The organism is Paraburkholderia franconis (assembly GCF_009362735.1).
Classification (GTDB): Bacteria; Pseudomonadota; Gammaproteobacteria; order Burkholderiales; family Burkholderiaceae; genus Paraburkholderia; species Paraburkholderia franconis.
Map to the genome: position 1 here is coordinate 35,288 of NZ_WHNP01000018.1, position 24,382 is coordinate 59,669.

Annotated in this window: 22 protein-coding genes and 1 tRNA gene; 13 read left to right on the plus strand and 10 right to left on the minus strand. The window is 64.7% G+C overall.

Going from position 1 to position 24,382, the window contains the following annotated elements:
* Positions 1–76: 76 nt before the first annotated feature.
* The 4 genes from acs to GCT13_RS20230 all read left to right on the plus strand — a co-directional run bounded on the left by acs (position 77) and on the right by GCT13_RS20230 (position 4,764).
* Complete coding sequence (gene acs / locus GCT13_RS20215) at positions 77–2,059, plus strand: acetate--CoA ligase (RefSeq protein ID WP_152760908.1); 1,983 nt, start codon at positions 77–79, stop codon at positions 2,057–2,059.
* A gap of 172 nt (positions 2,060–2,231) precedes the next feature.
* Entirely contained in the window at positions 2,232–2,597 is a 366-nt protein-coding gene (locus GCT13_RS20220; protein ID WP_152760910.1) for a DUF4212 domain-containing protein, read from the plus strand.
* Complete coding sequence (locus GCT13_RS20225; RefSeq protein WP_152760912.1) at positions 2,594–4,612, plus strand: sodium:solute symporter family protein; 2,019 nt, start codon at positions 2,594–2,596, stop codon at positions 4,610–4,612. Before GCT13_RS20220 ends, GCT13_RS20225 begins: the two co-directional genes overlap by 4 nt.
* 61 nt (positions 4,613–4,673) lie before the next feature.
* Positions 4,674–4,764: transfer RNA gene (locus tag GCT13_RS20230), tRNA-Ser, on the plus strand.
* Positions 4,765–4,855: 91 nt separating this feature from the next.
* Here GCT13_RS20230 and GCT13_RS48450 read toward each other — a convergent pair.
* Positions 4,856–5,017, minus strand: coding sequence for a hypothetical protein (locus tag GCT13_RS48450; protein ID WP_193727712.1), 162 nt, complete (start codon positions 5,015–5,017; stop codon positions 4,856–4,858).
* Positions 5,018–5,209: 192 nt separating this feature from the next.
* On the opposite strand from GCT13_RS48450, the gene GCT13_RS20235 reads away from it, so the two are divergent.
* Complete coding sequence (locus GCT13_RS20235; protein WP_152760914.1) at positions 5,210–5,581, plus strand: DUF2591 domain-containing protein; 372 nt, start codon at positions 5,210–5,212, stop codon at positions 5,579–5,581.
* An 18-nt stretch (positions 5,582–5,599) separates the two neighbouring features.
* On the opposite strand, the gene GCT13_RS20240 is transcribed toward GCT13_RS20235, so the two are convergent.
* Positions 5,600–5,872 carry a hypothetical protein gene (locus GCT13_RS20240; RefSeq protein ID WP_152760916.1) on the minus strand — a complete coding sequence of 91 codons (273 nt, stop codon included), beginning with the start codon at positions 5,870–5,872 and terminating at the stop codon, positions 5,600–5,602.
* Positions 5,873–6,341: 469 nt separating this feature from the next.
* Between GCT13_RS20240 and GCT13_RS20245 the strand changes: the two genes are divergently transcribed.
* Entirely contained in the window at positions 6,342–7,988 is a 1,647-nt protein-coding gene (locus tag GCT13_RS20245; protein ID WP_152760918.1) for an acyl-CoA synthetase, read from the plus strand.
* A 29-nt stretch (positions 7,989–8,017) separates the two neighbouring features.
* On the opposite strand, the gene GCT13_RS20250 is transcribed toward GCT13_RS20245, so the two are convergent.
* Positions 8,018–8,560 (minus strand): Lrp/AsnC family transcriptional regulator, encoded by a 543-nt coding sequence (locus tag GCT13_RS20250; protein ID WP_152760920.1) that lies wholly within the window; start codon positions 8,558–8,560, stop codon positions 8,018–8,020.
* Positions 8,561–8,730: 170 nt separating this feature from the next.
* Between GCT13_RS20250 and mdeB the strand changes: the two genes are divergently transcribed.
* A complete protein-coding gene (mdeB, locus tag GCT13_RS20255) occupies positions 8,731–11,454 on the plus strand; it encodes an alpha-ketoglutarate dehydrogenase (protein ID WP_152760922.1) in 2,724 nt (907 codons plus the stop codon).
* Positions 11,455–11,491: 37 nt separating this feature from the next.
* On the opposite strand, the gene GCT13_RS20260 is transcribed toward mdeB, so the two are convergent.
* Positions 11,492–11,878 (minus strand): SgcJ/EcaC family oxidoreductase, encoded by a 387-nt coding sequence (locus tag GCT13_RS20260; protein WP_152760924.1) that lies wholly within the window; start codon positions 11,876–11,878, stop codon positions 11,492–11,494.
* A 72-nt stretch (positions 11,879–11,950) separates the two neighbouring features.
* Positions 11,951–12,886, minus strand: coding sequence for an EamA family transporter (locus tag GCT13_RS20265; RefSeq protein WP_152760926.1), 936 nt, complete (start codon positions 12,884–12,886; stop codon positions 11,951–11,953).
* 100 nt (positions 12,887–12,986) lie between these two features.
* Between GCT13_RS20265 and GCT13_RS20270 the strand changes: the two genes are divergently transcribed.
* Together GCT13_RS20270 and GCT13_RS20275 are read left to right on the plus strand one after the other, a co-directional pair.
* Entirely contained in the window at positions 12,987–13,904 is a 918-nt protein-coding gene (locus tag GCT13_RS20270) for a LysR substrate-binding domain-containing protein (protein ID WP_152760928.1), read from the plus strand.
* 275 nt (positions 13,905–14,179) lie between these two features.
* A complete protein-coding gene (locus GCT13_RS20275) occupies positions 14,180–14,383 on the plus strand; it encodes a hypothetical protein (protein WP_152760930.1) in 204 nt (67 codons plus the stop codon).
* A 204-nt stretch (positions 14,384–14,587) separates the two neighbouring features.
* Here the strand turns inward: GCT13_RS20275 and GCT13_RS20280 are convergent, their stop codons facing one another.
* Positions 14,588–14,749 (minus strand): DUF1328 family protein, encoded by a 162-nt coding sequence (locus tag GCT13_RS20280; protein ID WP_007590496.1) that lies wholly within the window; start codon positions 14,747–14,749, stop codon positions 14,588–14,590.
* Positions 14,750–14,912: 163 nt separating this feature from the next.
* On the opposite strand from GCT13_RS20280, the gene GCT13_RS20285 reads away from it, so the two are divergent.
* Positions 14,913–15,842 carry an endo alpha-1,4 polygalactosaminidase gene (locus GCT13_RS20285; protein ID WP_152760932.1) on the plus strand — a complete coding sequence of 310 codons (930 nt, stop codon included), beginning with the start codon at positions 14,913–14,915 and terminating at the stop codon, positions 15,840–15,842.
* Between the two features lie 45 nt (positions 15,843–15,887).
* Here the strand turns inward: GCT13_RS20285 and GCT13_RS20290 are convergent, their stop codons facing one another.
* On the minus strand, positions 15,888–16,511 hold the full coding sequence (locus tag GCT13_RS20290) for a LysE/ArgO family amino acid transporter (RefSeq protein ID WP_152760934.1): 624 nt from the start codon (positions 16,509–16,511) through the stop codon (positions 15,888–15,890).
* Between the two features lie 98 nt (positions 16,512–16,609).
* Here GCT13_RS20290 and GCT13_RS20295 point away from each other — a divergent pair, with 98 nt between their 5' ends.
* On the plus strand, positions 16,610–17,503 hold the full coding sequence (locus tag GCT13_RS20295) for a LysR family transcriptional regulator ArgP (protein ID WP_152760936.1): 894 nt from the start codon (positions 16,610–16,612) through the stop codon (positions 17,501–17,503).
* Between the two features lie 30 nt (positions 17,504–17,533).
* On the opposite strand, the gene GCT13_RS20300 is transcribed toward GCT13_RS20295, so the two are convergent.
* Entirely contained in the window at positions 17,534–18,886 is a 1,353-nt protein-coding gene (locus GCT13_RS20300; RefSeq protein WP_152760938.1) for an NAD(P)/FAD-dependent oxidoreductase, read from the minus strand.
* A gap of 126 nt (positions 18,887–19,012) precedes the next feature.
* Between GCT13_RS20300 and GCT13_RS20305 the strand changes: the two genes are divergently transcribed.
* Positions 19,013–19,966 carry a LysR family transcriptional regulator gene (locus GCT13_RS20305; protein ID WP_152760940.1) on the plus strand — a complete coding sequence of 318 codons (954 nt, stop codon included), beginning with the start codon at positions 19,013–19,015 and terminating at the stop codon, positions 19,964–19,966.
* Positions 19,967–20,035: 69 nt separating this feature from the next.
* On the opposite strand, the gene GCT13_RS20310 is transcribed toward GCT13_RS20305, so the two are convergent.
* Both GCT13_RS20310 and GCT13_RS20315 read right to left on the minus strand, forming a co-directional pair.
* Positions 20,036–21,304 (minus strand): MFS transporter, encoded by a 1,269-nt coding sequence (locus GCT13_RS20310; protein WP_152760942.1) that lies wholly within the window; start codon positions 21,302–21,304, stop codon positions 20,036–20,038.
* Positions 21,301–22,329 carry a PRC-barrel domain-containing protein gene (locus tag GCT13_RS20315; protein WP_152760944.1) on the minus strand — a complete coding sequence of 343 codons (1,029 nt, stop codon included), beginning with the start codon at positions 22,327–22,329 and terminating at the stop codon, positions 21,301–21,303. Before GCT13_RS20315 ends, GCT13_RS20310 begins: the two co-directional genes overlap by 4 nt.
* Before the next feature lie 602 nt (positions 22,330–22,931).
* On the opposite strand from GCT13_RS20315, the gene GCT13_RS20320 reads away from it, so the two are divergent.
* A complete protein-coding gene (locus tag GCT13_RS20320) occupies positions 22,932–24,329 on the plus strand; it encodes an NCS2 family permease (protein WP_152760947.1) in 1,398 nt (465 codons plus the stop codon).
* Positions 24,330–24,382 lie beyond the last annotated feature (53 nt).

Sequence of the window (24,382 nt, forward strand, 5' to 3'; positions counted from 1 at the left end):
TGCGCCCGCTGGACGGGCACGCATCGCGAGCGCGCCGACACAGGATTGATGTTTCATCTTCACCAAGGGGTAGTCGATGTCTGCGATTGAATCGGTTCTTCAGGAACGCCGCGTGTTTCCGCCTTCCGCCGAAGTGACGGCACAGGCGGCAGTGTCCGGCATGGACGCATACCGGGCGCTCGCCGCCGAAGCGGAGCGCGATTACGAAGGCTTCTGGGGCAGGCTGGCGCGTGAAACGCTCAGCTGGAAAAAGCCCTTCACGAAGGTGCTCGACGAATCGGATGCACCTTTCTACAAATGGTTTGAAGACGGCGAACTGAACGCGTCGTACAACAGCATCGACCGGCATGTCGAAGCGGGCAACGGCGATCGCGTCGCCATCATCTTCGAAGCCGACGACGGCACCGTCACCCACGTCACGTACAACGACATGTTGCAGCGTGTGTCGCGCTTCGCGAATGCGCTGAAGAAACGCGGCATCAAAAAGGGCGATCGCGTCGTCATCTATATGCCGATGTCGATCGAGGGCGTCGTCGCGATGCAGGCGTGCGCGCGTATCGGCGCGACGCACTCGGTCGTGTTCGGCGGGTTCTCGTCGAAGTCGCTGAACGAACGTCTCGTCGACGTGGGCGCCGTCGCGCTGATCACGTCCGACGAACAGATGCGCGGCGGCAAGGCGCTGCCGCTCAAGAACATCGCCGACGAAGCGCTCATGATGGGCGGCTGCGAGGCCGTCAAGAGCGTGATCGTCTACCAGCGCACGGGCGGCAAGATCGGCTGGGACGACAAGCGCGATCTGTGGATGCACGAGATCACGGCGAACGAATCGGATCAATGCGCGCCGGAATGGGTCGGCGCCGAGCATCCGCTCTTCATCCTCTATACGTCGGGCTCGACGGGCAAGCCGAAGGGCGTGCAGCACAGCACGGGCGGCTATCTGCTGTGGGCCGCGCAGACGATGAAGTGGACCTTCGACTGGAAGCCGACGGATGTCTTCTGGTGCACGGCCGACATCGGCTGGGTGACGGGCCACAGCTACATCACGTATGGTCCGCTCTCGCTCGGCGGCACGCAGGTCGTGTTCGAAGGCGTGCCGACGTATCCGAACGCGGGCCGCTTCTGGGACATGATCCAGAAGCACAAGGTCTCCGTGTTCTACACGGCGCCGACGGCGATCCGCTCGCTGATCAAGGCATCCGAAGCCGACCCGAAGGTGCATCCGAAGAGCTACGACCTGTCGTCGCTGCGCATCATCGGCACGGTCGGCGAGCCGATCAATCCGGAAGCGTGGGTGTGGTACTACGAGAACGTCGGCGGCTCGCGCTGCCCGATCGTCGATACGTGGTGGCAGACGGAAACGGGCGGCCACATGATCTCGCCGCTGCCGGGCGCGACGCCGCTCGTGCCGGGTTCGTGCACGCTGCCGCTGCCGGGCATCATGGCCGCGATCGTCGATGAAACGGGCCAGGACGTGCCGAACGGGCAGGGCGGCATTCTCGTCGTCAAGCGTCCGTGGCCGGCGATGATCCGCACGATCTGGGGCGACCCGGAGCGCTTCAGGAAGAGCTACTTCCCCGAAGAGCTCGGCGGCAATCTGTACCTCGCCGGCGACGGCTCGGTGCGCGACAAGGAGACGGGCTACTTCACGATCATGGGCCGCATCGACGACGTGCTGAACGTGTCGGGCCACCGCCTCGGCACGATGGAGATCGAGTCGGCGCTGGTCGCGAATCCGCTGGTCGCGGAAGCCGCCGTGGTCGGCCGTCCGGACGAGACGACGGGCGAAGCCGTGTGCGCGTTCGTTGTGTTGAAGCGCACGCGCCCCGAAGGCGAAGAGGCCGCGAAGATCGCCGCGGAACTGCGCAACTGGGTGGGCAAGGAAATCGGTCCGATCGCGAAGCCGAAGGACATCCGTTTCGGCGACAACCTGCCGAAGACGCGCTCGGGCAAGATCATGCGGCGTCTGTTGCGCTCGCTCGCAAAGGGCGAGGAGATCACGCAGGACGTGTCGACGCTCGAGAACCCTGCGATTCTCGATCAGTTGGGTGAATCGCGCTGATCGATAAAGCGCATAGGGCCTTAAGGCCGTGAAGCCTTGAAGACGCAAGCGGCGCATCCGATGAGGACGCGCCGTTTTTTCATGCGCCGCGCGGCGTGCTTCGAACCGTGACGCAAGTCGTTGCGCGGACAACCCCGATTGCCGATGTAACACGTTTTTGATACATAGGCGCATGGCCGCGCCACACCACACATCGCGTCACAACATCAATCCCTTGCCCGAGCCGCCGCCCGTGACGGAGGCGATGGCGCGCGCGCATGCGCGCTACTGGCGCTTCAACATCGTGCTGATCGTCGCGTTGATGCTGGTCGGCTTCTTCGTGTCGTTCATCGTGCCGCTGATCGCGAGCGGGCTCGCGCCCGTGCGTTTTGCGGGCTTCAGCCTGCCGTTCTACATGGGCGCGCAGGGCGCGATCCTCGTGTACCTGATGCTGATCGTGATCTACATCGTGCTGATGCAGCGTGCCGACGCCGCATTGCAACGCGCGCTCGAAGCCAGTGCGCAGGACGACTTCGCCGAGCGCACGGCCGACCGATGAAGCTCGCGCATCGGCTGATCCGTTCGTATTCGCTCTATACGCTGGGCTTTTTTGCGTTCATCTATCTGTTGTGGCGAATCGAGGCCGCGAACGGGGCGGGCATGTGGATCGGCTATGTGTTCCTGTTCGTGCCGATTGCCGTGTATGCCGTGATCGGCCTGCTGTCGCGCACCTCCGATCTCGTCGAGTACTACGTGGCCGGGCGGCACGTGCCGTCCGTGTTCAACGGCATGGCGACGGCGGCGGACTGGCTGTCGGCGGCGTCGTTCATCGGGCTTGCCGGGTCGCTGTACGCGACGGGCTACGATGGACTCGCGTACACGATGGGCTGGACGGGCGGCTACTGCCTCGTTGCGTTTCTGCTCGCGCCGTACGTGCGCAAGCTCGCGCGCTACACGATTCCCGATTTTCTCGGCACGCGCTTTTCGAGCAACGCGGTGCGCGGGCTTGCGGCGCTGTCGGCGATTCTCTGCTCGTTCGTTTATCTGGTCGCGCAGATTCAGGGCGTGGGGCTGATCGCGACGCGCTTCATCGGCGTCGACTTTGCGATCGGCATCTTCTGCGGGCTTGCGGGCATTCTGGTGTGTTCGTTCCTCGGCGGCATGCGCGCCGTGACGTGGACGCAGGTCGCGCAGTACATCATCCTGATCGCGGCGTTCCTGATTCCCGTGTCGATGATCGCGCACAAGGATGGCCTCGGCTGGGTGCCGCAATTCGGCTATGGACGCCTGATGGAGCGCGTCGAGACGATGGAGCGCGCCGTGCGCGACGCGCCGTCCGAGCAATCGGTGCGCGACGATTACCGGATGCGCGCCGCGCTGGTGCAGGCGCAGATCGACGGCTTGCCGCAGTCGTATATCGACGAGAAAGGCCGGCTGACCGAGCAGCTCGCCGACTTGCGGCGGCACAACGGACCGTTGCGCGAGATCGCCGATCTCGAACGGCGGATTGCGCGCTTTCCTCGCGACGCCGCGACGGCGCAGATCGTGTGGGCGCAGCAGCGCGACGAGATGATGCGGCGCGCAGGGGCGCCCGTGCAGATGCACGAGCCTTTTCCCGCCGCGAACGAAGCCGAGCGGCGGCTGCATCTGCGCAATTTTCTTTCGCTGTTGCTGTGCCTGTCGCTGGGGACGGCAAGCTTGCCGCACATTCTGACGCGCTATAACACGACGACCTCCGTGGCATCGGCGCGGCGCTCGGTCGGCTGGACGCTCTTCTTCGTCGCGCTGTTCTACCTGACGGTGCCCGTGCTCGCGGTGCTGATCAAGTACGAGATCCTGTCGAATCTCGTCGGCCATCGCTTCTCCGAGCTGCCGCAGTGGGTGATGCAGTGGCGGCGGATCGAGCCGTACCTGATCAGCATCGCCGACGTGAACGGCGACGGCATCGTGCGCTGGAGCGAGATCCAGATGCAGCCGGACATGGTCGTGCTGGCCGCGCCGGAGATAGCGGGGCTGCCGTATGTGATGTCGGGGCTGATCGCGGCGGGCGCGCTGGCGGCGGCGCTGTCGACAGCCGATGGCTTGCTGCTGACGATCGCCAATGCGCTGTCGCATGATGTCTACTACCACATGGTCGATCCCGACGCGTCGAGCCAGCGGCGCGTGACGATCTCGAAGATCCTGCTGCTGGGCGTCGCGCTGTTCGCGTCGTATGTGGCATCGCTGAATACGGGGAACATCCTGTTTCTGGTCGGCGCGGCGTTTTCGCTGGCGGCGTCGAGTCTCTTTCCGGTGCTGGTGCTCGGCGTGTTCTGGAAGCGCACGACGCGGCTGGGTGCCGTCGCGGGGATGCTCGCGGGGTTGGGGGTGTGCATTTACTACATCGTGTCGACGTATCCGTTCTTCACGCAGCTGACGGGCTTCGTCGGCACGCGCTGGTTCGGCATCGAGCCGATCAGCTCGGGCGTGTTCGGCGTGCCGGCGGGCTTTCTGGTGACAGTGCTGGTCAGCCTCGTGGACGCGAAGCCGGACGCTTACACGCGAGCGCTGGTGGACTACATACGGCACCCGTGACACGTGCCATCCGGCTGAGGTGGCAAGGGCGCGAGAGTTTGCTATAATGCGCGTCCCCGCCGGAGAGATGGATGAGTGGTTTAAGTCGCACGCCTGGAAAGCGTGTATAGGTTAATAGCCTATCGGGGGTTCGAATCCCCCTCTCTCCGCCAGGACACCAATGAATACGGGCCATTCGGCCCGTTTTCGTTTCTGCCCGCCAAAGAGCCCGCAGTCCACAAAAAGGCGCGTGTGCGCGGGCCATCAGTGTCTGTGGTGCATCAAATCGACGTAGTGCGTATCGAGCCAACGGGCTCCCCGTCCTTGGCCGGGCTTGCCGTGGTAATGCGTGACGATCCACAGTACAACGCCGACGATTGCCATTACGACGGGCCCTAGCAAGTACGCCATCAACGTTTCATTCACGGCGTGCCCTCCATCATGTCGTGGCCGAACTTACATTCTAGGCGACTGATCGCGAGAATGCTTACCTCGCCGCTGCATTGCGAGCGTCCTTCAGCGGCGGTAAGGACGCGGACGCACCGTCACAAATCCCAACACGAACTTGATGCACAATCGATGCTGGTTCGCCACACACGATCTCCACGAGGAGCAGAGATGAGAGTTTCGGATCTGGAAGGCGCGTTGCTCGATTACTGGGTCGCACGAGCGGACAATCTGCCGAAGCCGCGCGTCGACGATGGCTTCTGCTGGATCGAAGAACCGGCTTGCGACGGCGACCCGGAAGGCGCGCTCGAAGCCGTTTTCGCGCCGTCGACGGACTGGGCCCAGTGCGGCCCGATCATCGAGCGTGCCAGGATTCATCTCGTTCCCGCTGCGGCGGGCGAGCACGCGACGTGGACGGGTTTCGTCCCCGCGGGCACAGGCACGATCGAACAGACGGGCGCCACGCCATTGACCGCCGCGATGCGCGCGTTCGTCGCGCGTCATTTCGGCGATACCGTCGCCGATCAATCGAATACGGCCTGAGCGCCGTTCATCAATTCGTCAGAAGCACTCGAACACTACTTCGACAGTCTGGTTGCCCGCGCTGCGCACGCCGTTCGTATGGATCTCGACGGTGTGCATCTGCTTGTCCTGGTCGCGGCAATAGGCCTTCGCGTGCTTGAGCCCCGCATTGCGGATGCTGTTCCACGATGCGAGGCTAGTGCGTCCGCGACTCGTGACCGACAGATAGCCATTCTGCTTCTTGTCCACGCTCGATACCGCGGTGCATGCCGCGAGCACGCCAATCCCCGCCAGCAGAATGCACTTCTTCATAGTCCTCCCCTGGTTGGCGCATTGTGGCGGCCGATGCCCATAACAAGCAATCGAAAAAAATCCTGGTCTGATTCAGGGCGCCAGTGCGGCCCACGCATCGGGTCCATGTTATTGCATCGTGCTTCCCATACCGGGCGCGGCAGCCAGATCGCGCCTGGCAGAGCGCAAAACATGAATTGAGCAAAGCTCAAGAATGCGTGACTCATGCTAGTCATCATCGCTCGATAACTTCGAAAAGATTCGCAGAAAAAGAGAGATTATTCGATCCATCACTTGACGCAAAAGATGAGATGGACTCAAATAAAGACACACGCGTCGCGCCCGAACCTGCAAGGCACAACCTGTGCGCAATTCGATGTTCGACATCGAGATCCAGGAATACGCGTTGTGCAGGCCATCCGCATCGCTTGCGGAGTAGCATGACATCGAGCGCGTTGCCGCACATATAAGCAACACTCAGGAGACACTGATGCTTCCCGCCGCTGACACATACGACGGTCTCATCGCCGCATTCGAATGGCGCATTCCGCAGCAATACAACATCGGCGTGGACGCGTGCGACAAGTGGGCTGACGGCAGCGGCCGTCTCGCGCTGATCTGCGAGACGCGCGAAGGGCAGGCGACGCGCTACACATTCGACGAACTGAAGTCGCTGTCGGATCGCTTTGCGAATGCGCTGCGGCGCAGTGGCGTGAAGAAGGGCGACCGTGTCGGCATCTTTCTCGCGCAATCGGTCGAGACGGCCATCGCGCATCTCGCCGTCTACAAGTGCGGAGCAATCGCGGTGCCGCTCTTCGCGCTGTTCGGGCCCGATGCGCTTCAATACCGCCTGTCGGATAGCGGCGCTGTCGCGCTCGTCACGGATCCGAGCGGCGTGCAGAAGATCGCCTCGGTGCGCGCGACATTGCCCGAACTGCGCACGATCTTTTGCGTCGACGCCGACCATGCCGGTCCCGCATCGCAGGTCGAATCGTTCTGGACCACGCTCAACCAATCGCCGGCCGAGTTCGATCCGGAGGCGACGTCCGCGGACGATCCCGCCGTGATCATCTATACGTCCGGCACGACGGGCAAGCCGAAGGGCGCGCTGCACGCGCACCGCGTGCTGCTCGGCCATCTGCCCGGCGTCGAGATGCCACAGGCGTTTTTCCCCGCCGATGCGCGGCTGATGTGGACGCCCGCCGACTGGGCATGGATCGGCGGCCTCTTCGATGTCCTGCTGCCCGCGTGGCATCACGGCGTGGCCGTGCTCGCGCGGCGCTTCGAGAAGTTCGACGGCGAAGCGGCCTTCGATCTGATGCAGCGCTACGCCGTCACGCACACGTTCCTGCCGCCGACCGCGTTGAAGATGATGCGCGCCGTCGAGCGCCCGGAGCGATGGAAGCTCTCGCTGCGCGCTGTCGCAAGCGGCGGCGAGTCGCTCGGCGCGGAGCTGATCGACTGGGGGCGGCGCGCGCTCGGCGTGACGATCAACGAGTTCTATGGGCAGACGGAGTGCAACGTCGTGGTGTCGTCGTGCGCGACGCTGTTCGAGCCGCGTCCCGGCTCGATCGGCAAGGTGGTGCCCGGGCATCGCATCGCGATCGTCGACGACGCGGGGCAGACCGTCCCGCGCGGCGAACCCGGCAACATCGCGATTCGCGCGCCGGACCCGGTGATGTTCCTCGGCTACTGGCGCAACGAGCCGGCCACGCGCGACAAGTTTCGCGGTGACTGGCTGCTGACGGGCGACATGGGCCTGATGGACGCGGACGGCTTCATCCGTTTCGTCGGCCGCGATGACGACGTGATTACGAGCGCCGGCTATCGGATCGGGCCCGCGCCGATCGAAGATTGCCTGCTGCGCCATCCCGCCGTGCGGATGGCGGCCGTGGTCGGCGCGCCCGACGCGCAGCGCACCGAAATCGTCACCGCCTTCGTCGTGCTGAATCCCGGCTACGAACCGGGCGATCTGCTCGTGCGGACGCTGCAGGAGCACGTGAAGACGCATCTCGCCGCGCATGAGTATCCGCGCGCGATTCATTTCGTCGAAGCGTTGCCGATGACGGCGACGGGCAAAGTGATCCGCCGTGAACTGCGCGAGCGCGTGACGCCGCCGGCCGGTTCATCCGCGTAGGCGGCGTTCGAACGGACGCGGATTCTTCCTCACGCCCATTCGCGCGGCGCATCGTCATCGGCGGCGAGCGTGAGGCCCGCGACGGGCAGCGGCAACGCCGTCTTGTAGCGCACCTGCTTGAGCGCGAAGCTCGAGCGGATGTTCGACACGCCGGGAATCTTCGTGAGCCACTGCACGATGAAGCGTTCGAGGCCCTGCATGTCAGGCACGACGACGCGCAGCAGATAGTCGGCGTCGCCTGTCATCAGATAGCACTCCATCACCTCGGGCCGCTCGCCGACTTCCTGTTCGAAGCGGCGCAGCGCGTCTTCGACCTGCTTTTCGAGGCTCACCTGGATGAACACGTTGATGCGCAGCCCGAGCGCCTCGGCGTCGAGCAGCGTGACCTGCTGGCGGAAGAGGCCGAGCTTTTCGAGCGCGCGCACGCGGTTGAAGCAGGGCGTCGGCGACAGGTTGACGGCGCGCGCCAGCTCCGCGTTCGTGATGCGCGCGTTCTGCTGGAGCTGCTGGAGAATGGCGATGTCGATACGGTCGAGTCGCCGCGCGGTGGTGGATCTGGCTTCGGATGTCATAGTGTAAACATTCCATATGGGGCCGTATTTCAGGAATAAATACACTATATGAAAGCGCGAAAGCGAGCAAAAGAGACGCACATTTTGTGATTGCATGGGTAAGCTGATTCGATGTTGCCGAGTCGTTTTGACATTCCGCTTTCACGCCTCTTTTCTGCCGGAGTCGCGCCATGACCGATTTATCGAGCGGTGCTCAACCCGTTCAAGCCCTCACTCAAGCACGCGTCGACAGCGACCCGCAGGAAACGGCCGAATGGCTCGCCGCGCTGGATGGCGTCGTGCAGCATGTCGGCATCGGGCGCGCGCAGTATCTGTTCGACCGGCTCGCCGCGCATGCGCTGTCGAACGGCGTCGCGTCGGCGCGCGTGAGCGTCACGCCGTACGCGAACACGATTCCCGTCGATCAGCAGCCGCCTTATCCCGGCGATCTCGACACGGAAGAACGGCTCGCCGCCGCGCTGCGCTGGAACGCACTGGCGATGGTCGTGCGCGCCAATCGCGCGTACGGCGAGCTGGGCGGTCATATCGCGAGCTATGCATCGGCGGCGGATCTGTTCGAAGTCGGCTTCAATCATTTCTTTCGTGGGCCGGACGATGCGCGCGGCGGCGATCTCGTCTACTTCCAGCCGCATTCGTCGCCAGGCGTGTATGCGCGCGCGTTTCTCGAAGGCTTCTTGAGCGAGACGCATCTCGAGCACTACCGGCGCGAGATCTCCGGGCCGGGGCTGTGTTCGTATCCGCATCCGTGGCTGATGCCGGACTTCTGGCAGTTCCCGACGGGATCGATGGGCATCGGGCCCATCAACGCGATCTACCAGGCGCGCTTCATGCGCTATCTGCAGAATCGCGGTCTGCTGAAGACGGAAGGCCGCAAGGTGTGGGGCTTTTTCGGCGACGGCGAGATGGACGAGCCCGAATCGATCGGCGCGCTGTCGCTCGCCGCGCGCGAACGGCTCGACAACCTGGTGTTCGTGATCAACTGCAACCTGCAGCGGCTCGATGGTCCCGTGCGCAGCAACGGCCGCATCATCGACGAACTCGAAGCGCAATTCACGGGCGCGGGCTGGAACGTGATCAAGGTGTTGTGGGGCTCGGACTGGGATGCGCTGTTCGCGCGCGATCGCACGGGCGCGTTGCTGCGCGCGTTCGCGCATACCGTCGACGGCCAGTTCCAGACCTTCTCGGCCAACGACGGCGCCTACAACCGCGAACGCTTCTTCGGCCAGAACCCCGAGCTGGCCGCGCTCGCCGCGCATCTGGGCAACGACGACATCGACCGCCTGCGGCGCGGTGGCCACGATGTGCGCAAGCTGCATGCAGCGTATGAGCGCGCATCGAAGCACAGCGGCCAGCCCACCGTGATTCTCGCGAAGACGATGAAGGGCTTCGGCATGGGCTCGATCGGCCAGGGGCGCATGACGACGCATCAGCAGAAGAAGCTCGACGTCGAGCAATTGAAGGCGTTTCGCGATCGTTTCCGTTTGCCGCTCTCCGATGACGAGGTCGAGCAGCTCAAGTTCTACAAGCCAGCGGAAAACAGCCCGGAAATGCAGTACCTGCATGCGCGCCGGGCTGCCTTGGGAGGCTATCTGCCCAGAAGGCGGAGAGCGGCATCGCAGACGCCGACCGTGCCCGCGATGCCGTCCTGGGGGCAATTCGCGCTGGACGCGAACGGCAAGGAGATGTCGACGACGATGGCGATCGTGCGCATGCTCGGCAGTCTCTTGAAGGACACGTCGCTCGGGCCGCGCATCGTGCCCGTCGTCGCCGACGAGGCGCGCACGTTCGGCATGGCTAACCTGTTCCGCCAGGTCGGCATCTATTCGCCGCTCGGCCAGCTGTACGAGCCGGAAGACATGGGCTCGATGCTGTACTACCGAGAGGACACGCGCGGCCAGATACTCGAAGAGGGCATTTCGGAGGCGGGCGCGATGTCGTCGTGGATCGCGGCGGCGACGTCGTACAGCGTGCACGATCTCCCCATGCTGCCGTTCTACATCTACTACTCGATGTTCGGCTTCCAGCGCATCGGCGATCTGATCTGGGCCGCCGCCGACCAGCGCGCACGCGGCTTTCTGATCGGCGCGACGGCGGGCCGGACGACGCTCGGCGGCGAAGGCCTGCAGCACCAGGACGGCACGAGCCATCTGGCGGCATCGACGGTGCCGAACTGCCGTGCATACGATCCCGCGTTCGCATACGAGATCGCGATGATCGTCGACGAAGGCATGCGCGAGATGATCGAGCGTCAGCGCGACGTGTTCTATTACCTCACCGTCACGAACGAAAACTACGCGCAGCCTTCATTGCCAGCCACGCCCATCGACGAGTTGCGCAACGGCGTGCTGAAGGGCATGTATCCGCTCGATGCCGCGGCGCTCGAAACGGCGCAGGTTCAGTTGCTCGGCTCGGGCGCGATACTCGGTGAGGTGCAGGCGGCGGCGCGCATATTGAAGGACGACTGGCAGATCGACGCGGCCGTGTGGAGCGTGACGAGCTTCACCGAATTGCATCGCGACGGCGTGTCATCGGAGCGCGCGGAGCGCCTGTTCGATGCCGATACTGACGGGGACACGGCGACGCCTTATGTGACATCGGCGCTCGCTGCATCGCGCGGCCCCGTCATTGCGGCGACCGATTACGTGCGCGCCGTGCCCGAGTTGATTCGCGCGTATGTGCCGCGCCGCTACGTGACGCTCGGCACCGACGGCTTCGGGCGCAGCGATACGCGCGCGGCATTGCGCGCGTTCTTCGAGGTGGATCGTGTGTCGATTGCGATTGCGGCGCTGAAATCGCTGGCCGACGAGGGCGTGGTTTCGCGCGATACCGTGCGGCAGGCGCTCGGACGCTACAGCAGACTCGACGCGGATCGGCGCGTGCCCTGGGAGAAGTGAGCCGTCGTTGCCGCGACTCGCGTAGCGGTCGTCCAGGTCACTGCTGCGGCACGAGCAGATTGGCGTCGCGCGCGAGCAGCCAGCGGCCGTCGGTTTCCTTGCGCAGGATCGTCAGCGTGTTGCCGGCGCGGCGCATCGGCGGCGAGCCGTCCTTCGGCGTGATCGTGACTTCGAGATGCGTGCGCAAGAATGCCCAGTCGCCCAGCACCTGAAGCTCGAGAATGTCGCTCTTGCCGTCGATGTCGATGTTCTTCTGTCCTTCGGATGCCGCCATGAACGCGGCCTTGCCGAAAGGCTTCTGGCCCGCGACCATGAAGACGACGTCGTCCGTCATCAGGCTCAGCACGGTTGCCGTATCGCCTGCCTTGCTGGCGGCGAGCCATGTGTCGATCAGCTGGCGGATTGCGCGTTCGTCGTCGGTCATGATGCCGTCCTCGATGGTCGGAATGTGATCCGTCGATTGTAGACCGTCGATGCGAAGCGTCAGCGCAGCGCCTCATCTCGACGTGACAATTACGCCGACGCTTGCGCTCACGACGAACAGCGTGCCCGCGAGTTGCAGCGCCGTCATCGGCTGATGCAGCACGACAAAGCCCGCGAGCGCGCCGATCGCCGGTTCGATGCTCATCAGAATGCCGAACGACGACGCGGGCATGTGCCGCAGCGCGATCATCTCCAGCGCGTAGGGCAGAAGCGGCACGAGCAGCGCGAGCCCGGCCGTCGCGGCCAGTTGCGTCGATGCGATGTGCAGGCCGTGCTCGGTGAGCCCGAACGGCGTCGCGGCGAGCGCCGCCGCGATCAACGACACCGACAGTCCTTCGAGCCCGTCGAAGAGCGCGCCCGTCTTTTTCATCAACACGATGTAGCTGCCCCAGCCGCACGCCGCGCCCGCCGCGAGCAGCATGCCGATCGGCTCGCCGATCCAGCCCGCGCGGTCATGCGCGAGCAGCAGCACGCCCGCGACGGCGAGCAGCGGCCACAACAGCGCGCGCAGACGCCGCACGCCCAGCGTCGCGACGGTGAGCGGGCCGAGAAAGTCGATTGCGACGGCGAGGCCGAGCGGAATGCGCTCGATCGCCGAGAAGAAGCACAACGTCATGCCTGCCATCGCAACGCCGAGCACGCCCGCCGCGATCCAGTGCGCGCGCGAGTAGCGGCGCAGCCGCGGACGCACGACGAGCGCGAGAACAGCCGCCGCCCACGCGAGCCGCAACCAGGTCGTGCTGAATGCGCCGAATGCGTCCATCGTCGGCGCAGACAGAGCGGCGCCGAACTGCACGCACGACATCGACAGCAAGCCGAGCAGCGCCGCCACGCCGACGTGGCGTTTCGGTGCGGCCGTCGTAGGTGCGGCCGGCGCGGGCTCAGTCGGCGCGCAAGAAGATGGCGACGCGTCGAATGCGGCGGGATCGGCGAGCGTGGAGTCTTTCATGGGTTGTTTTCAATGGGCGCGCAGCGGGCATAAATCGGCGGAAGAACGGCAGATCCCATCATATCGGCGAAACGAGCGTTAAGATAAGCTGATATTTCTTATGCCACTATCACGGACACTAATAGTGCGTGACTTCGACAGCAGTCTTCTGAGAGCCTTCGTGACGGTCGCGGAGACGGGCGGCGTCAGTGCCGCCGCTGCGCGTCTCTCGCGAACCCAGGCGGCCGTCAGCATGCAGCTGCGCCGTCTGGAGGACGACATCGGCCAGCGTCTGCTTGAGCGTTCGCCGCGCGGCGTGCGCCTGACGGAGGCGGGCCATCGGCTGCTGCCTTACGCGCACGCGATTCTCGGCGCGGGTGAAGATGCCCGCCGTGCGCTCGATGCGGGCGATGTGGCAGGCACCGTGCGTCTCGGCATGCTCGAAGACGTCGCGGTGGGCCGCTTGCCGCGCGCGCTGCGGCGTTTCTCGGCCGCGCATCCGCAGGTCGCGCTGGAGATCGTCGTCGATGCGAGCGCGGCGCTGTCGCAGCGTCTTGCCGATGGCGCGCTCGACGTGCTCGTCGGCGATCCGGCGATGGTCGATGCGACGCCGCTCGTCGCGTGGACCCTGCCGCTCTATTGGGTCGGCGCGCGCGGCTATGTGGCCGGGCGCGATGCGCCGCTGCCGCTCGTCGCCTTCGGCGGCACATGCCTGTGGCAGCAACAGGTGATGACGATCTTGCGGCGCGCGGGCATCGCGTGGCGTGTCGTCTGCACGAGCACGAGCCTGCCTGCCGTGCAGTCGGCCGTCGAAGCGGGGCTGGGCGTATCGGTGCTGCTCGAAGGCAATATCCGCTACGAATCGATGCGCGTGCTCGGCGCCGCCGACGGCTTGCCCGAGCCGCCCGCAGCAGACCTCGGCCTTTTCACTCGGCACGTGGCGGGCGCGCAGAGCGCCGCTGTGGATGCATTGCAAACCTTCCTTTGCGAAGAACTGGATATCGGCCTTATCGAACGTTCATCGAAAGAGCGCCGCTAGCGCCGCATGCCGCAGTGAACGCTACGCGCGCGGCTTGCGCGAAAAGCGTCAGTTTGACGAGCGCGTGAAAGCTGTGAGGATTCCTCGAATACACAACGGCGGACAACGCTGGACTTGCCGACGTGTTGGTCAAGTTGTCATATTGTCCGTTCATAGTCTGTTCGAGGGCCGCGATGGCTTGAGCGCGCGAGAGCCCGCCTCAGCACATATCAATTCGACACTGCCGCGACAGCATGACGGGGTGAGCCAGGCGGACTGTGCAATCGGGGAAAGGCATGAACCATCATCAGCTTGAGTCGGATCTCGAGCATCTCGAGCATGTCCTGGTGCGCATTTCCGGTGCGGAGCCTATTCCGCTTTCTTACTGGCGCAAGCGCGTGGACGACGTCAATGCGGCTGCGCGCATTCCTGCGCAGAAGAGTCGCGCGCAGAAGCTTCACGAAGCGTTGAACGCGCTGGAGTCTCGTGCGGGGACTTGAGCGTTTGCTCGTCTGCGATGTGTCGCCTGGGCGCTTTTGCTGGCATCCGCGTTAGCGCCTCCTGGCGCGTTGCGGATGCTCAGGACAGGCAAGGCGACTCACGAAAAGCAGCCGCAAACGGCTGTCGGCAACTATTGCAAAAGTGCCGAGCACAATTTGCAAGCACCACGATCAGCCGTTTGCCGGAACAAAAGGTATGCGCGCTCAGCGTCTGATTACGCCCATCAGCAGCGTCACGAGGAAGATCACGATAAAAATAAAGAACAGCACCTTCGCGATTTCGGCAGCGCCGGCGGCGATACCGCCAAATCCGAAGATGGCCGCGATGATGGCAATGACGAAAAAGATGGCAGCGTATCGAAGCATGGCAATCTCCATCGTTGGATTGCTGGACAGGTCGATGCAGCGATCGACCGATGCGCGGAAACCGCGCCGGCAGACACAGGCGCCGCCGTCACGGCATGGAGCAACACCCGTGCCCATCATGCCATCATAGGAAGCCTGGTGGCCCATTTGCAATTGTCGGCTCATGACAGCCCATTTTCTCGCTCAGATCGGAATTTCATGGGTCGTTATCACCTGCGTGGTGGTGGCGATACTGTTGTTGTCGGTTGGATGGCTGCGACCCGCGATTACCGCGTGCAAGCGGGTTTCGGCGACGGGCATCGGGTCGGTCGCGTTCTTCTACGGCACGAGCGTGCAGGCCGAGCTGTTCGAGCCGTTCGATACCGTCGTGCTCGAACCCGATAGCGGATTCGATCCGCTCGCGCACACGGCGCACTGTCCGTATGCGTATGTGAGCGTCGGCGAGGTGACGAAGCAGCGCGCGTATTACGCGAAAATGCCGAAGGAGTGGTTTGCAGGCCGCAACGAAGTATGGGCGTCGACGGTCGTGGATCAGACAGCGGCTGGCTGGCCCGAGTTCTTTGTCGGCGAGATCGTCGGGCCGCTGTGGGAGCGTGGCTATCGCGGCTTTTTTCTCGACACGCTCGACTCGTATCAGCTCGTCGCGAAGACGGATAACGAGCGGGCGCGGCAGCAGGCGGGATTGATCGCGGTGCTGCGCTCATTGAAGGCGCGCTATCCGCAGGCACAGTTGATCCTGAATCGCGGCTTTGAGATCCTGCCGCACGTGCACGATCAGGTCGCGGCCGTCGCGTTCGAATCGCTGTTCGGCCGGTGGGATCAAACGAACCAGCGCTATGGCGAAGTGCCCGACAACGACCGCGAATGGCTGCTCGACCAGGCGCGCACGATATGCGAGCACTACAGGCTGCCCGTCATTTCAATCGATTATTGTCCGCCGCACGAGGAAGCACGCCGCCGCGAGATCGCGCTGAAGATCGCCGCGCTGGGCCTGGAGCCCTACGTGACGGATGGCGCGTTGCAGACAGTGGGCGTGGGCAGCGCAGCCCTCGAAGACATCGCGCGGCCCACGAAGGTGAGATTCGAACGTTGAAGAGCCGGCGCGTCAGTCGACGCAATCCGGCACACGTCAGCGGCCCTAGCGCAACTGCGTGACGGCCAGCAGCAACACCATGCTGCCGATCGCGCCATCCAGCACGCGCCACGCGGCCGCGCGCCTGAAGAGCGGCGCGAGGGCTCGCGCGCCATAGCCCAATGCAACGAACCAGATGGCGCTGACGGTCATCGCGCCGATGGCGAACGCGGCGCGCGTGCCTTGCGCTTCGCGGGCGCCCGCCGTGCCGATCAGCAAAAACGTATCCAGATAGACGTGCGGATTGAGCCACGTGAACGCGAGCGTCATCATCACGATGGGCAATGCGCGTTGCACGGGAGGCGCGGTGTCGCCTTTCGAATCGGCGTCGAGCACGGCATGTCCGGGGCGCAGCGCGCGCATCAGCGCGCTGATGCCGAACCACGCCAGATAGGCGAGACCCACGTACAGCAGCGCGTGGATGAAAGTCGGATAACGCTCGACGAGCACCGACGCGCCGCCGACGCCCGCGCCGATCAGCAGAAAGTCAGACAGCGTGCACAGCAACACGATCTTGCCGATATGCGAGCGCATGATGCCTTGACGCAGCACGAATGCGTTTTGCGCGCCGATAGTGACGATGAGTGACGCGCACAACGCGGCGCCATGTGAAAAAGCCAGCCAGTTCATGATGTTTTTGGGGAGATGAGTAAGTCGCGTGGCGCAAGTGTGCCGCGATCGTTAAAATAAGAGAAGCTAATTTCGGTAATGTCGATTAAGGAGCGCTAATGCTCGACTATGCACTGCTGGATGCGCTCGCGGCCGTCGTGCGCCACGGCTCGTTCGATCGCGCGGCGACGGCGCTCAACGTGACGCCTTCGGCTGTATCGCAACGCGTGAAGCTATTGGAGGAGCGCGTCGGCAGCGTGCTCGTCAAGCGCGGGCAGCCGTGCACGGCGACCACGTCGGGCGCGCTGCTGTGCCGGCATACGGAGCGCGTGCAACTGCTCGAAGCCGAACTCACGGGCCGCGTGCCCGATCTGCCGGGCGCATTGCTCGAGCCGTGGCCGACGTTGCGCGTCGCCGTGAACGACGACAGCGTGGGCACGTGGTTCATCGATGCCGTTGCGGATTTCTGCGCCGGGCGCGGCATGCTGCTCGATCTGGTGATCGACGATCAGGACCATACGGCACAGCGCATTCGTGACGGCAGCGTGCAGGGGGCCGTGACGACGCAATCGGAGCCCGTGCAGGGTTGCCGTTCGACGCGGCTCGGCAGGATGCGCTATCTCGCCGTCTGCACGCCAGCATATTTCGAGCGCTATTTCAGCGAAGGCGTCGCGCGCGATACGTTGCGCCGTGCGCCGTGCGTCGATTTCAATCCGAAGGATCAGCTGCAAAAGCGCTTCGTGCGCAAGATCACGCGCGCCGAACTCGACGCGCCGACGCACTGGATTCCGCACGTCTCCGGCTTTCTGCGCGCATGCTCGACGGGCCTGGGCTGGGGCATGTGCCCGGAGCGGATGATTGCCGCGCAGCTCGAAAGCGGCGAGTTGATCGACATGGCGCCGGGCAAGCATCTCGACGTCGACTTGTACTGGCAAAGCTGGCGTCTGTCGATCGGCTGGCTCGATGATTTTGGCGCGGCGCTGCGCAAGCGGTCCGCCGAGTTTCTCGACTGACCGCCTGCATTCCCTCGTTTCGCGCGAGATTCAATGCAGCCGGATCACAGGGTGCACGCGGCGGCGCAGCCAATGGCTCGCCGTATCGAGCGTCATGCGCGCGAAGCCGGTGAGCGTCATCACGTGCCGGCGATAGATCAGCCGGTAGACGACGGTCGCGAACCAGCCGTCGACGAACACGGGCCGCTCGCGCAACCCGCTCAGGCTGCCGATCGTGCCGACATCGCCGAAGCCGACCAGCGTGCCCGCATCGCGATACGTGAACTCCGGCAGCGTTTCACCGCCGACACGGCACTTCAGCGCGCGGGCGAGAAACATCGCCTGCTGATGCGCGACCTGCGCACGCGGCGCGAGAAAGCCATCCGCATGTGACGGACAGGCCGCGCAATCGCCGAGCGCGAACACGTTCGCATCCGTCGTCGTTTGCAGCGTGCGACTCACGAGCACCTGCGCGTTGCGATTCACCTCGATGCCGTCGAGCGTGCGCAACACGGGCGGCCCTGCTATGCCTGCCGTCCAGATCGCGATATCGCTTGCGAGCTGCTTGCCGTCGTGCGTGCGCACGGCCGCTTCGCGCACTTCGGTGATGCGTGTATTCGTGAGCACGTCGACACCGAGCCCGCCGAGTATCCGCTGCGCCCGCGCCGAAATGCGTTGCGACAACGCGGGCAATACGCGATCGGTGCCTTCGATCAGCCTGATGCAGAAGTCGCGCTCGGGATCGAGTGCGAAGAGGCTGTAGCGGTGCATCAAACGGATGCTGTCACGCAGCGCGGCGGCGAGTTCGACGCCCGTCGCGCCCGCGCCGATGATGTTGATCGACACAGGCTGCACGTGTTGCGCGCCGCTCACGCGCCGCGCGTGATTCGCCCGCGTGCACGCATCGAGCAGCTTGCGGCGAAACGATTCCGCATGCGTGACGGACTCCAGCGGCAGCGCATGCTCGGCCGCGCCTTGCACGCCGAAATAGTTGGTCACGCTGCCCATCGCGAGCACGAGCGTATCGAATGCGATGTCGCGCTCGGGCAGCACTTCGCGGCCGTCCGCGTCGCGCGTCGCGCCGATCGTGATGCGGCGCTGCGCGCGATCGAGCGATTGCAGCGAACCCTGTTCGAACTCGAAGCCATGACGCCGCGCCTGCACCGCATATTGCAGCTGATGCGTGGCGGGATCGATCTGCCCCGATGCGGCTTCGTGCAGGAGCGGCTTCCAGAAGTGCGTCGGCGAACGGTCGACGAGAACGATCCGCGCTTGTCCGCTCTTGCCGAGCGATTCGCCGAGCCGCGTCGCGAGTCCCAGTCCGCCGACGCCGCCGCCAACGATGACGATACGGTGCGACGCGTAGTGCGTGCTGCTTGCTGTGTGTCGATCGATCGAGGCCATGACGTGTACTCTCCTGAACGTTTTCAATTCGATTCATGCGGCAACTTCATCATTGAGGTCGAGTATAGAATCGGGTAAAACAGCAGCACAATTTAATGTTTGTACGAAACATATAGGTTCCGACTTATGTTAAAGGTGGCGACATTTCGTCAATTGAAGGCGCTTCATACGGTGGCGAAGCTCGGCAGCGTGTCGGGCGCGGCGGAAGAGTTGCGCCTGACGCAGCCCGCCGTATCGCTGCAAATCCGGCTGCTCGAAGAGGCAGCGGGCGCGCCGCTTTTGCAGCGCGTGGGGCGCGGCGTGCAACTGACGGCGGCGGGAGAAATCCTCGCGCGCTATGCGTTGGAGATTCTCGATTTGTGGAACGGCGCCTCCGACGATCTCGCCGCGTTGCACGGCGAGCAGGGCGGCACGCTGCGCATCGGCGCGATCACGACGGCCGAATATCTGATCCCGCCGTTTCTCGTGCGCTTCACGGAGGCGCGTCCGCAGGTGAAGGTGCAGTTCAAGGTCGGCAACCGCGCGGACATCATTCGCATGCTCGCGACGCACGAAATCGATCTCGCCGTAATGGGCAGTCCGCCGCGCGAGTTGCGCACAGTCGCCACGGCATTCGCGAAGCATCCGATGGCGTTCGTCGCGTCGCCGTCACATCCGCTGATGAAGAAGAAGCGGCTGACGCTCGGCGATCTGGAGTCGGCGAACCTGTTCGTGCGCGAGCGCGGCTCGGGTACACGCTCGACCGTCGAGAATCTGTTCCGTCAGGCGGGGCACAAGATTCATATCGGCTCGGAGCTGTCGAGCAACGAAGCGATCAAGCAACTGGTGGAAGCGGGCCTCGGCATTTCGTTTCTGTCGCTGCACGCGTGCACGCTGGAATTTCAGGCGGGGCTGCTCGCGCTGCTGCCGCTGCCCGACAACCCGATCGAGCGCGACTGGTATGTGATGCATGTATCGGATAAGCGCTTGCCGCGCGTCGCCAGCCTGTTTCGCGACTTTCTGATCGACGAGGGCATGACGGGCAGTGTGCCGATTCCGATGCCATCCATCGCGGCTGCGAGGAAGCGCCGCCGCGCGTGAAATCTGCCGACCCGCATCGAGATTTTGATCGAAGCGCGGCTGAAGCCGCGCGTCGACGTTGCTTCTACGTTACTTCGCCCGCTTGAACGGTCCTTCGTCGGACGGCGCCGGCTTCGTCTGCAGATCGTCGTTCGCAACGCGCGTCTCGGGCATCGCGGCCCACACGAGCAGCACCGCAAGCGCACCCGCGCCCGCGAGTCCGAAGAAGCTGATTGCGCTGCCGAAGCGGTCGGCAATGAAACCCGCGAGTGCCGTCGAGAACGTCGCGCCGATCCCCGCCGCGAGACCGAACAGGCCGATCGTGAGGTTGTAGCGGCCCTTGCCACCCGCGACGTCGGCGGCGATCAGCGGCAGCATCACGCCGAACACGGCGGCACTCACGCCGTCGAGCATCTGCACGGGCACGAGCAGATATGGGCTGCTCACGCCCGCGAACAGCAGCGCGCGCAACGGCAAAGCGGAGAAGCCGAGCAGCAGGATAGGGCGGCGTCCCCAGCGCTCTGCCGTGCGTCCGACCCACGGCGACAGCATCGCGACGATCGCTTGCGGCACGATGATGCAGGCGGCGATCACGAGTTGAACGTTGTCGCCCATGCCCGCCGTCACTTCGCCTGCTGCCAGGTTCAGCATTGCCGCGTTCGACAGGTGGAACAGCACGACGCACGCCGCGAACACCAGCATGCGCCTGTCGCGCAGCAGTTCGAGGATCGACTCCTTCTCTTCGTGCTCGTCGGAATCGTTCTTCGCGGGCACGTGCGCCGGCGCGTGGTGCGACGGCATCGTGATCATCGACAGCGCGATCAGAGCGGGCGCCGCGAGCGTGGCCGTCAGCCAGAACACGGCGCGCGCCGAGAAGTACTCGCCGAACAGGCCCATCAAGCCCGCCGCGATGGCGCTGCCGATCGATGCCCAGCGCGCATTGCGTCCGAGCCGGTCGCCGAGATCGTGCCGTCCGACGAGCGCGAACGAGATGGCTGCCATCGCCGGCACGAGCATGCAGCTCGCGAAGCCGTGAAAAACTTCGGCGGCCATTACGGGCAGCACGGTCGGGCTCGCCGCGAGCAGCACGGCGCTCAGGATGATCGCGATGATCGCCCAGGCGGCCGCGGCCTTCTTGTTGCGCAGCGCGTCGACGGCGGCGCCGCCCGGCACCTGGCTCACCATCGCGCTGATCGTGCCGATGGAAAGGGCGAGTCCGATTTCACCCTGCGTCCACTTGTGCGACGCGAGATACGAAGCGATGAACGGCCCGAATCCCGTCTGCACGTTGGCGACGAAGAAGTTGAGCCAGTCGAGGGCGCGGAGACTGCGTGCGTTGACCATGAGACGGCTCGTCATCGTGAATTGCGTGCGGTTGATGCCGCCGCAGCGGACGACGAAGGGCCAGCCGCCGCGGCAGGCGCGGGGGCTGGAGGCGGTGCGGGCGAAACGGCGTGGATCGGCTTGTCCGTCTCGTAGGATGGCGACGCCTTGATCTGCGCGTCATTGAGGTCCATCAACGGGCGCAGCGTCTTGTCCTTCGTGACGAAGCGCAGCGCCGACCAGTTCGCGGCGATCATCCGGCGATCGGGGCTGATGATGCCGCTCACGTCGAGCACGACGGCCTGCGGCTGCGCATTCGCGTCGATCAGCACGTCGATCACGCGGCCGACCTTGCCGCCGTTCGGGCGCTCGACATCCGCGTCCATCAGCTCCAGTTGGCCGGGCGGCACGGCGGGCGGGGCCGTCACGGCGGCGAGCGGTGTCGCGAGCGCGGCCGACGGCTTCGGCTGGCTGGTCGCCGCCAGCTGGTTGGGCGGCACGGTGATCGTGATCGGCGCGCCTTTCGCGTTCGGCGTGAAGCGGAACGCCGTCCACGGAAATCCGACCTTGCGGTCGCCGACGCCGAGAAAGCCCTGCAGGTTCACGATCATCAGGCGCGGCGTGCCGCTCGCGTCCGCTGTCATGTCGACGGCACGGCCGAGCACCTTGCCGTCGTTCTTCTGCACTTCGCTGTCGAGCAGGCCGTGCGTCGCGCTGCGCTCGATCACGCGCGTCGTGATGATCGGCGCGGGAGCGGGCGGCGGAGGCGGCGGCGGGGGCGCGACGACGGGCGGCGGCGGTTCCGGCTTGCGCGGACGCACGACAGGGGGACGCGGCTTCTTCGGTTCCTTCGGCTCGACGGTTTCGACGGGCTCGGGCTCAGGCTCGGATGCGGCGACGGGCGCGGGGACGTTCAGCAGCGTCACCGTCGCTTCGCTGATGGGCGCGGGCGGCTGTTCGGTGGGTCCGAACAGGCTGCACCCCGACGTTATGGCGATCAAGGCCGCAAGAACGGCCAGAAACAAAAGACGGAAGGCTGGACGTAGGAAACCGCCATTCATCAAGTGGGACTCCGTGGCCAGGGCGGCAGGCCGATGCAGGTGCTGTCGCAAACAAACGATCGAGAGACTCATGCGGGCATCGAAAGCCTCGCCGGCAATGCATTAAAGGCGTGGTTTGCCGAGAGTTTAACCCGTGATGCCGCGCGGCCCTTGTTTGGTCTGCGTTTGCGGGACGCGAATTGCATGGCGCCGCTTCGCGAACGACGCTGTAGATGCGGTGGCCGCGCGAGCGCGCGCGGGCTGCATTCAACATCGGCTTCAAAGCGCTCACAGCAGGGCTTCTGCGCCCATCGAGCCGCGCGAAGGGCGTAGGTGTTAACACGCGGGTCGCGAGCGCGCGTTGCCGTGATTCAAACGATATAAGGATCGCGACATGCCCGGCATCTTTTTATCGCGATGGGACTTATAAGGTGATTCGCCTAACCTTCGCCTCAACACAAAAAGAACAACGGCGCGACAGGCGGCATCACGGACGACGTCCACCGCCGCGCCGAGGGCCGGAAAGCGCAACACATACCGACTACTCAACGAGACGAACCTGATGACGGCGCAGCCGATGAAGAGGCCGCCGTTTCAGCATGCTGATAAAGGAGGCACTCATCATGATGGAACCCCAGGCCCAGAGCATCGCGGAAGCCGCCGGCAGCGAGGTGTTCGAAGGCACCCGCGGCGGGCAGACGTTCATCGACCGCTTTTTCGACATCACCGCGCGCGGCAGCACGGGACGTCAGGAGATCATCGCAGGCATCACGACCTTTCTCGCGATGGTGTATTCCGTGTTCGTCGTGCCGGGCATGTTCGGCAAGGCGGGCTTCGACACGAGTGCCGTGTTCGTCGCCGTGTGTCTGACGACGGCGTTCGGTTCTCTGCTGATGGGCCTCTGGGCGCGCCTGCCGATCGCGATCGGCTGCGCAATATCGCTGACGGCATTCACCGCGTTCGGCCTCGTGCTCGGCAAGGGCTTGCATCCGAACGTCGCGCTCGGCGCCGTGTTCCTGATGGGCCTCGTTTTTACGGCGATTTCGGTGACGGGCGTGCGCTCATGGATTCTGCGCAATCTGCCCGCGGGCGTTGCGCATGGCACGGGCATCGGCATCGGGCTCTTTCTGCTGCTGATCGCGGCCAACGACGTCGGTCTCGTCGTGAAGAATCCGGGGCCGGGGCTGCCTGTGTCGCTGGGCCATATCACGTCGTTGCCGGTGCTGATGTCGGTGGGCGGCCTCGCTGCGATCTTCGGTCTCGTGCGCCGTCGCGTGCCGGGCTCGATCCTGATCGTGATCGTCGCAATCTCGGCGCTCGCATTGCTGATCGATCCCGCCGTCGTGTTTCATGGCGTGTTCGCCTTGCCGTCGCTGAGCACGCCGGGGCATGCTTCGCTGATCGGCGCGATGGACATCAAGGGCGCGTTGTCGCTTGCCGTGCTGCCTAGCGTGCTCGCGCTCGTGATGACGGCCGTGTTCGACGCGACGGGGACGATACGCGCCGTCGCGGGGCAGGCGGGCCAGCTCGACGAGAACGGGCGCATCATCAACGGCGGCCGCGCGCTGACGGCCGACTCGCTCAGCTCGATCTTCTCCGGCTTGATGGGCGGCGCACCGGCTGCCGCTTATATCGAATCGACGGTGGGTGTCGCGGCAGGCGCGAAGACGGGTCTGGCGGCCGCCGTGGTCGGCGTGCTGTTCCTCGTCGTGATGTTCTTGTCGCCGCTCGCCGCGCTCGTGCCTTCGTATGCGACGGCGCCCGCGCTGATGTATGTCGGCTTGCTGATGCTCTCCAGCGTGAGCAAGCTGCACATGGACGATATGGTCGATTCGATGTCCGGCCTCGTGTGCGCCGTGTTTATCGTGCTGACGGCCAATATCGTCACGGGCATCATGCTGGGCTTTTGCACGCTCGTGATCGGCCGCGTGGTCAGCGGCGAGTGGCGCAAGCTGAACGTGGGGACGGTCGCGATCGCTGTTGTGCTGGCGGTGTTCTATCTTGGCGGCTGGGCAATCTGATTCTTCCGTCTGTCTCCCGTTCGTCTGCGGCGCGCAAAGCAAATCAAACAAAG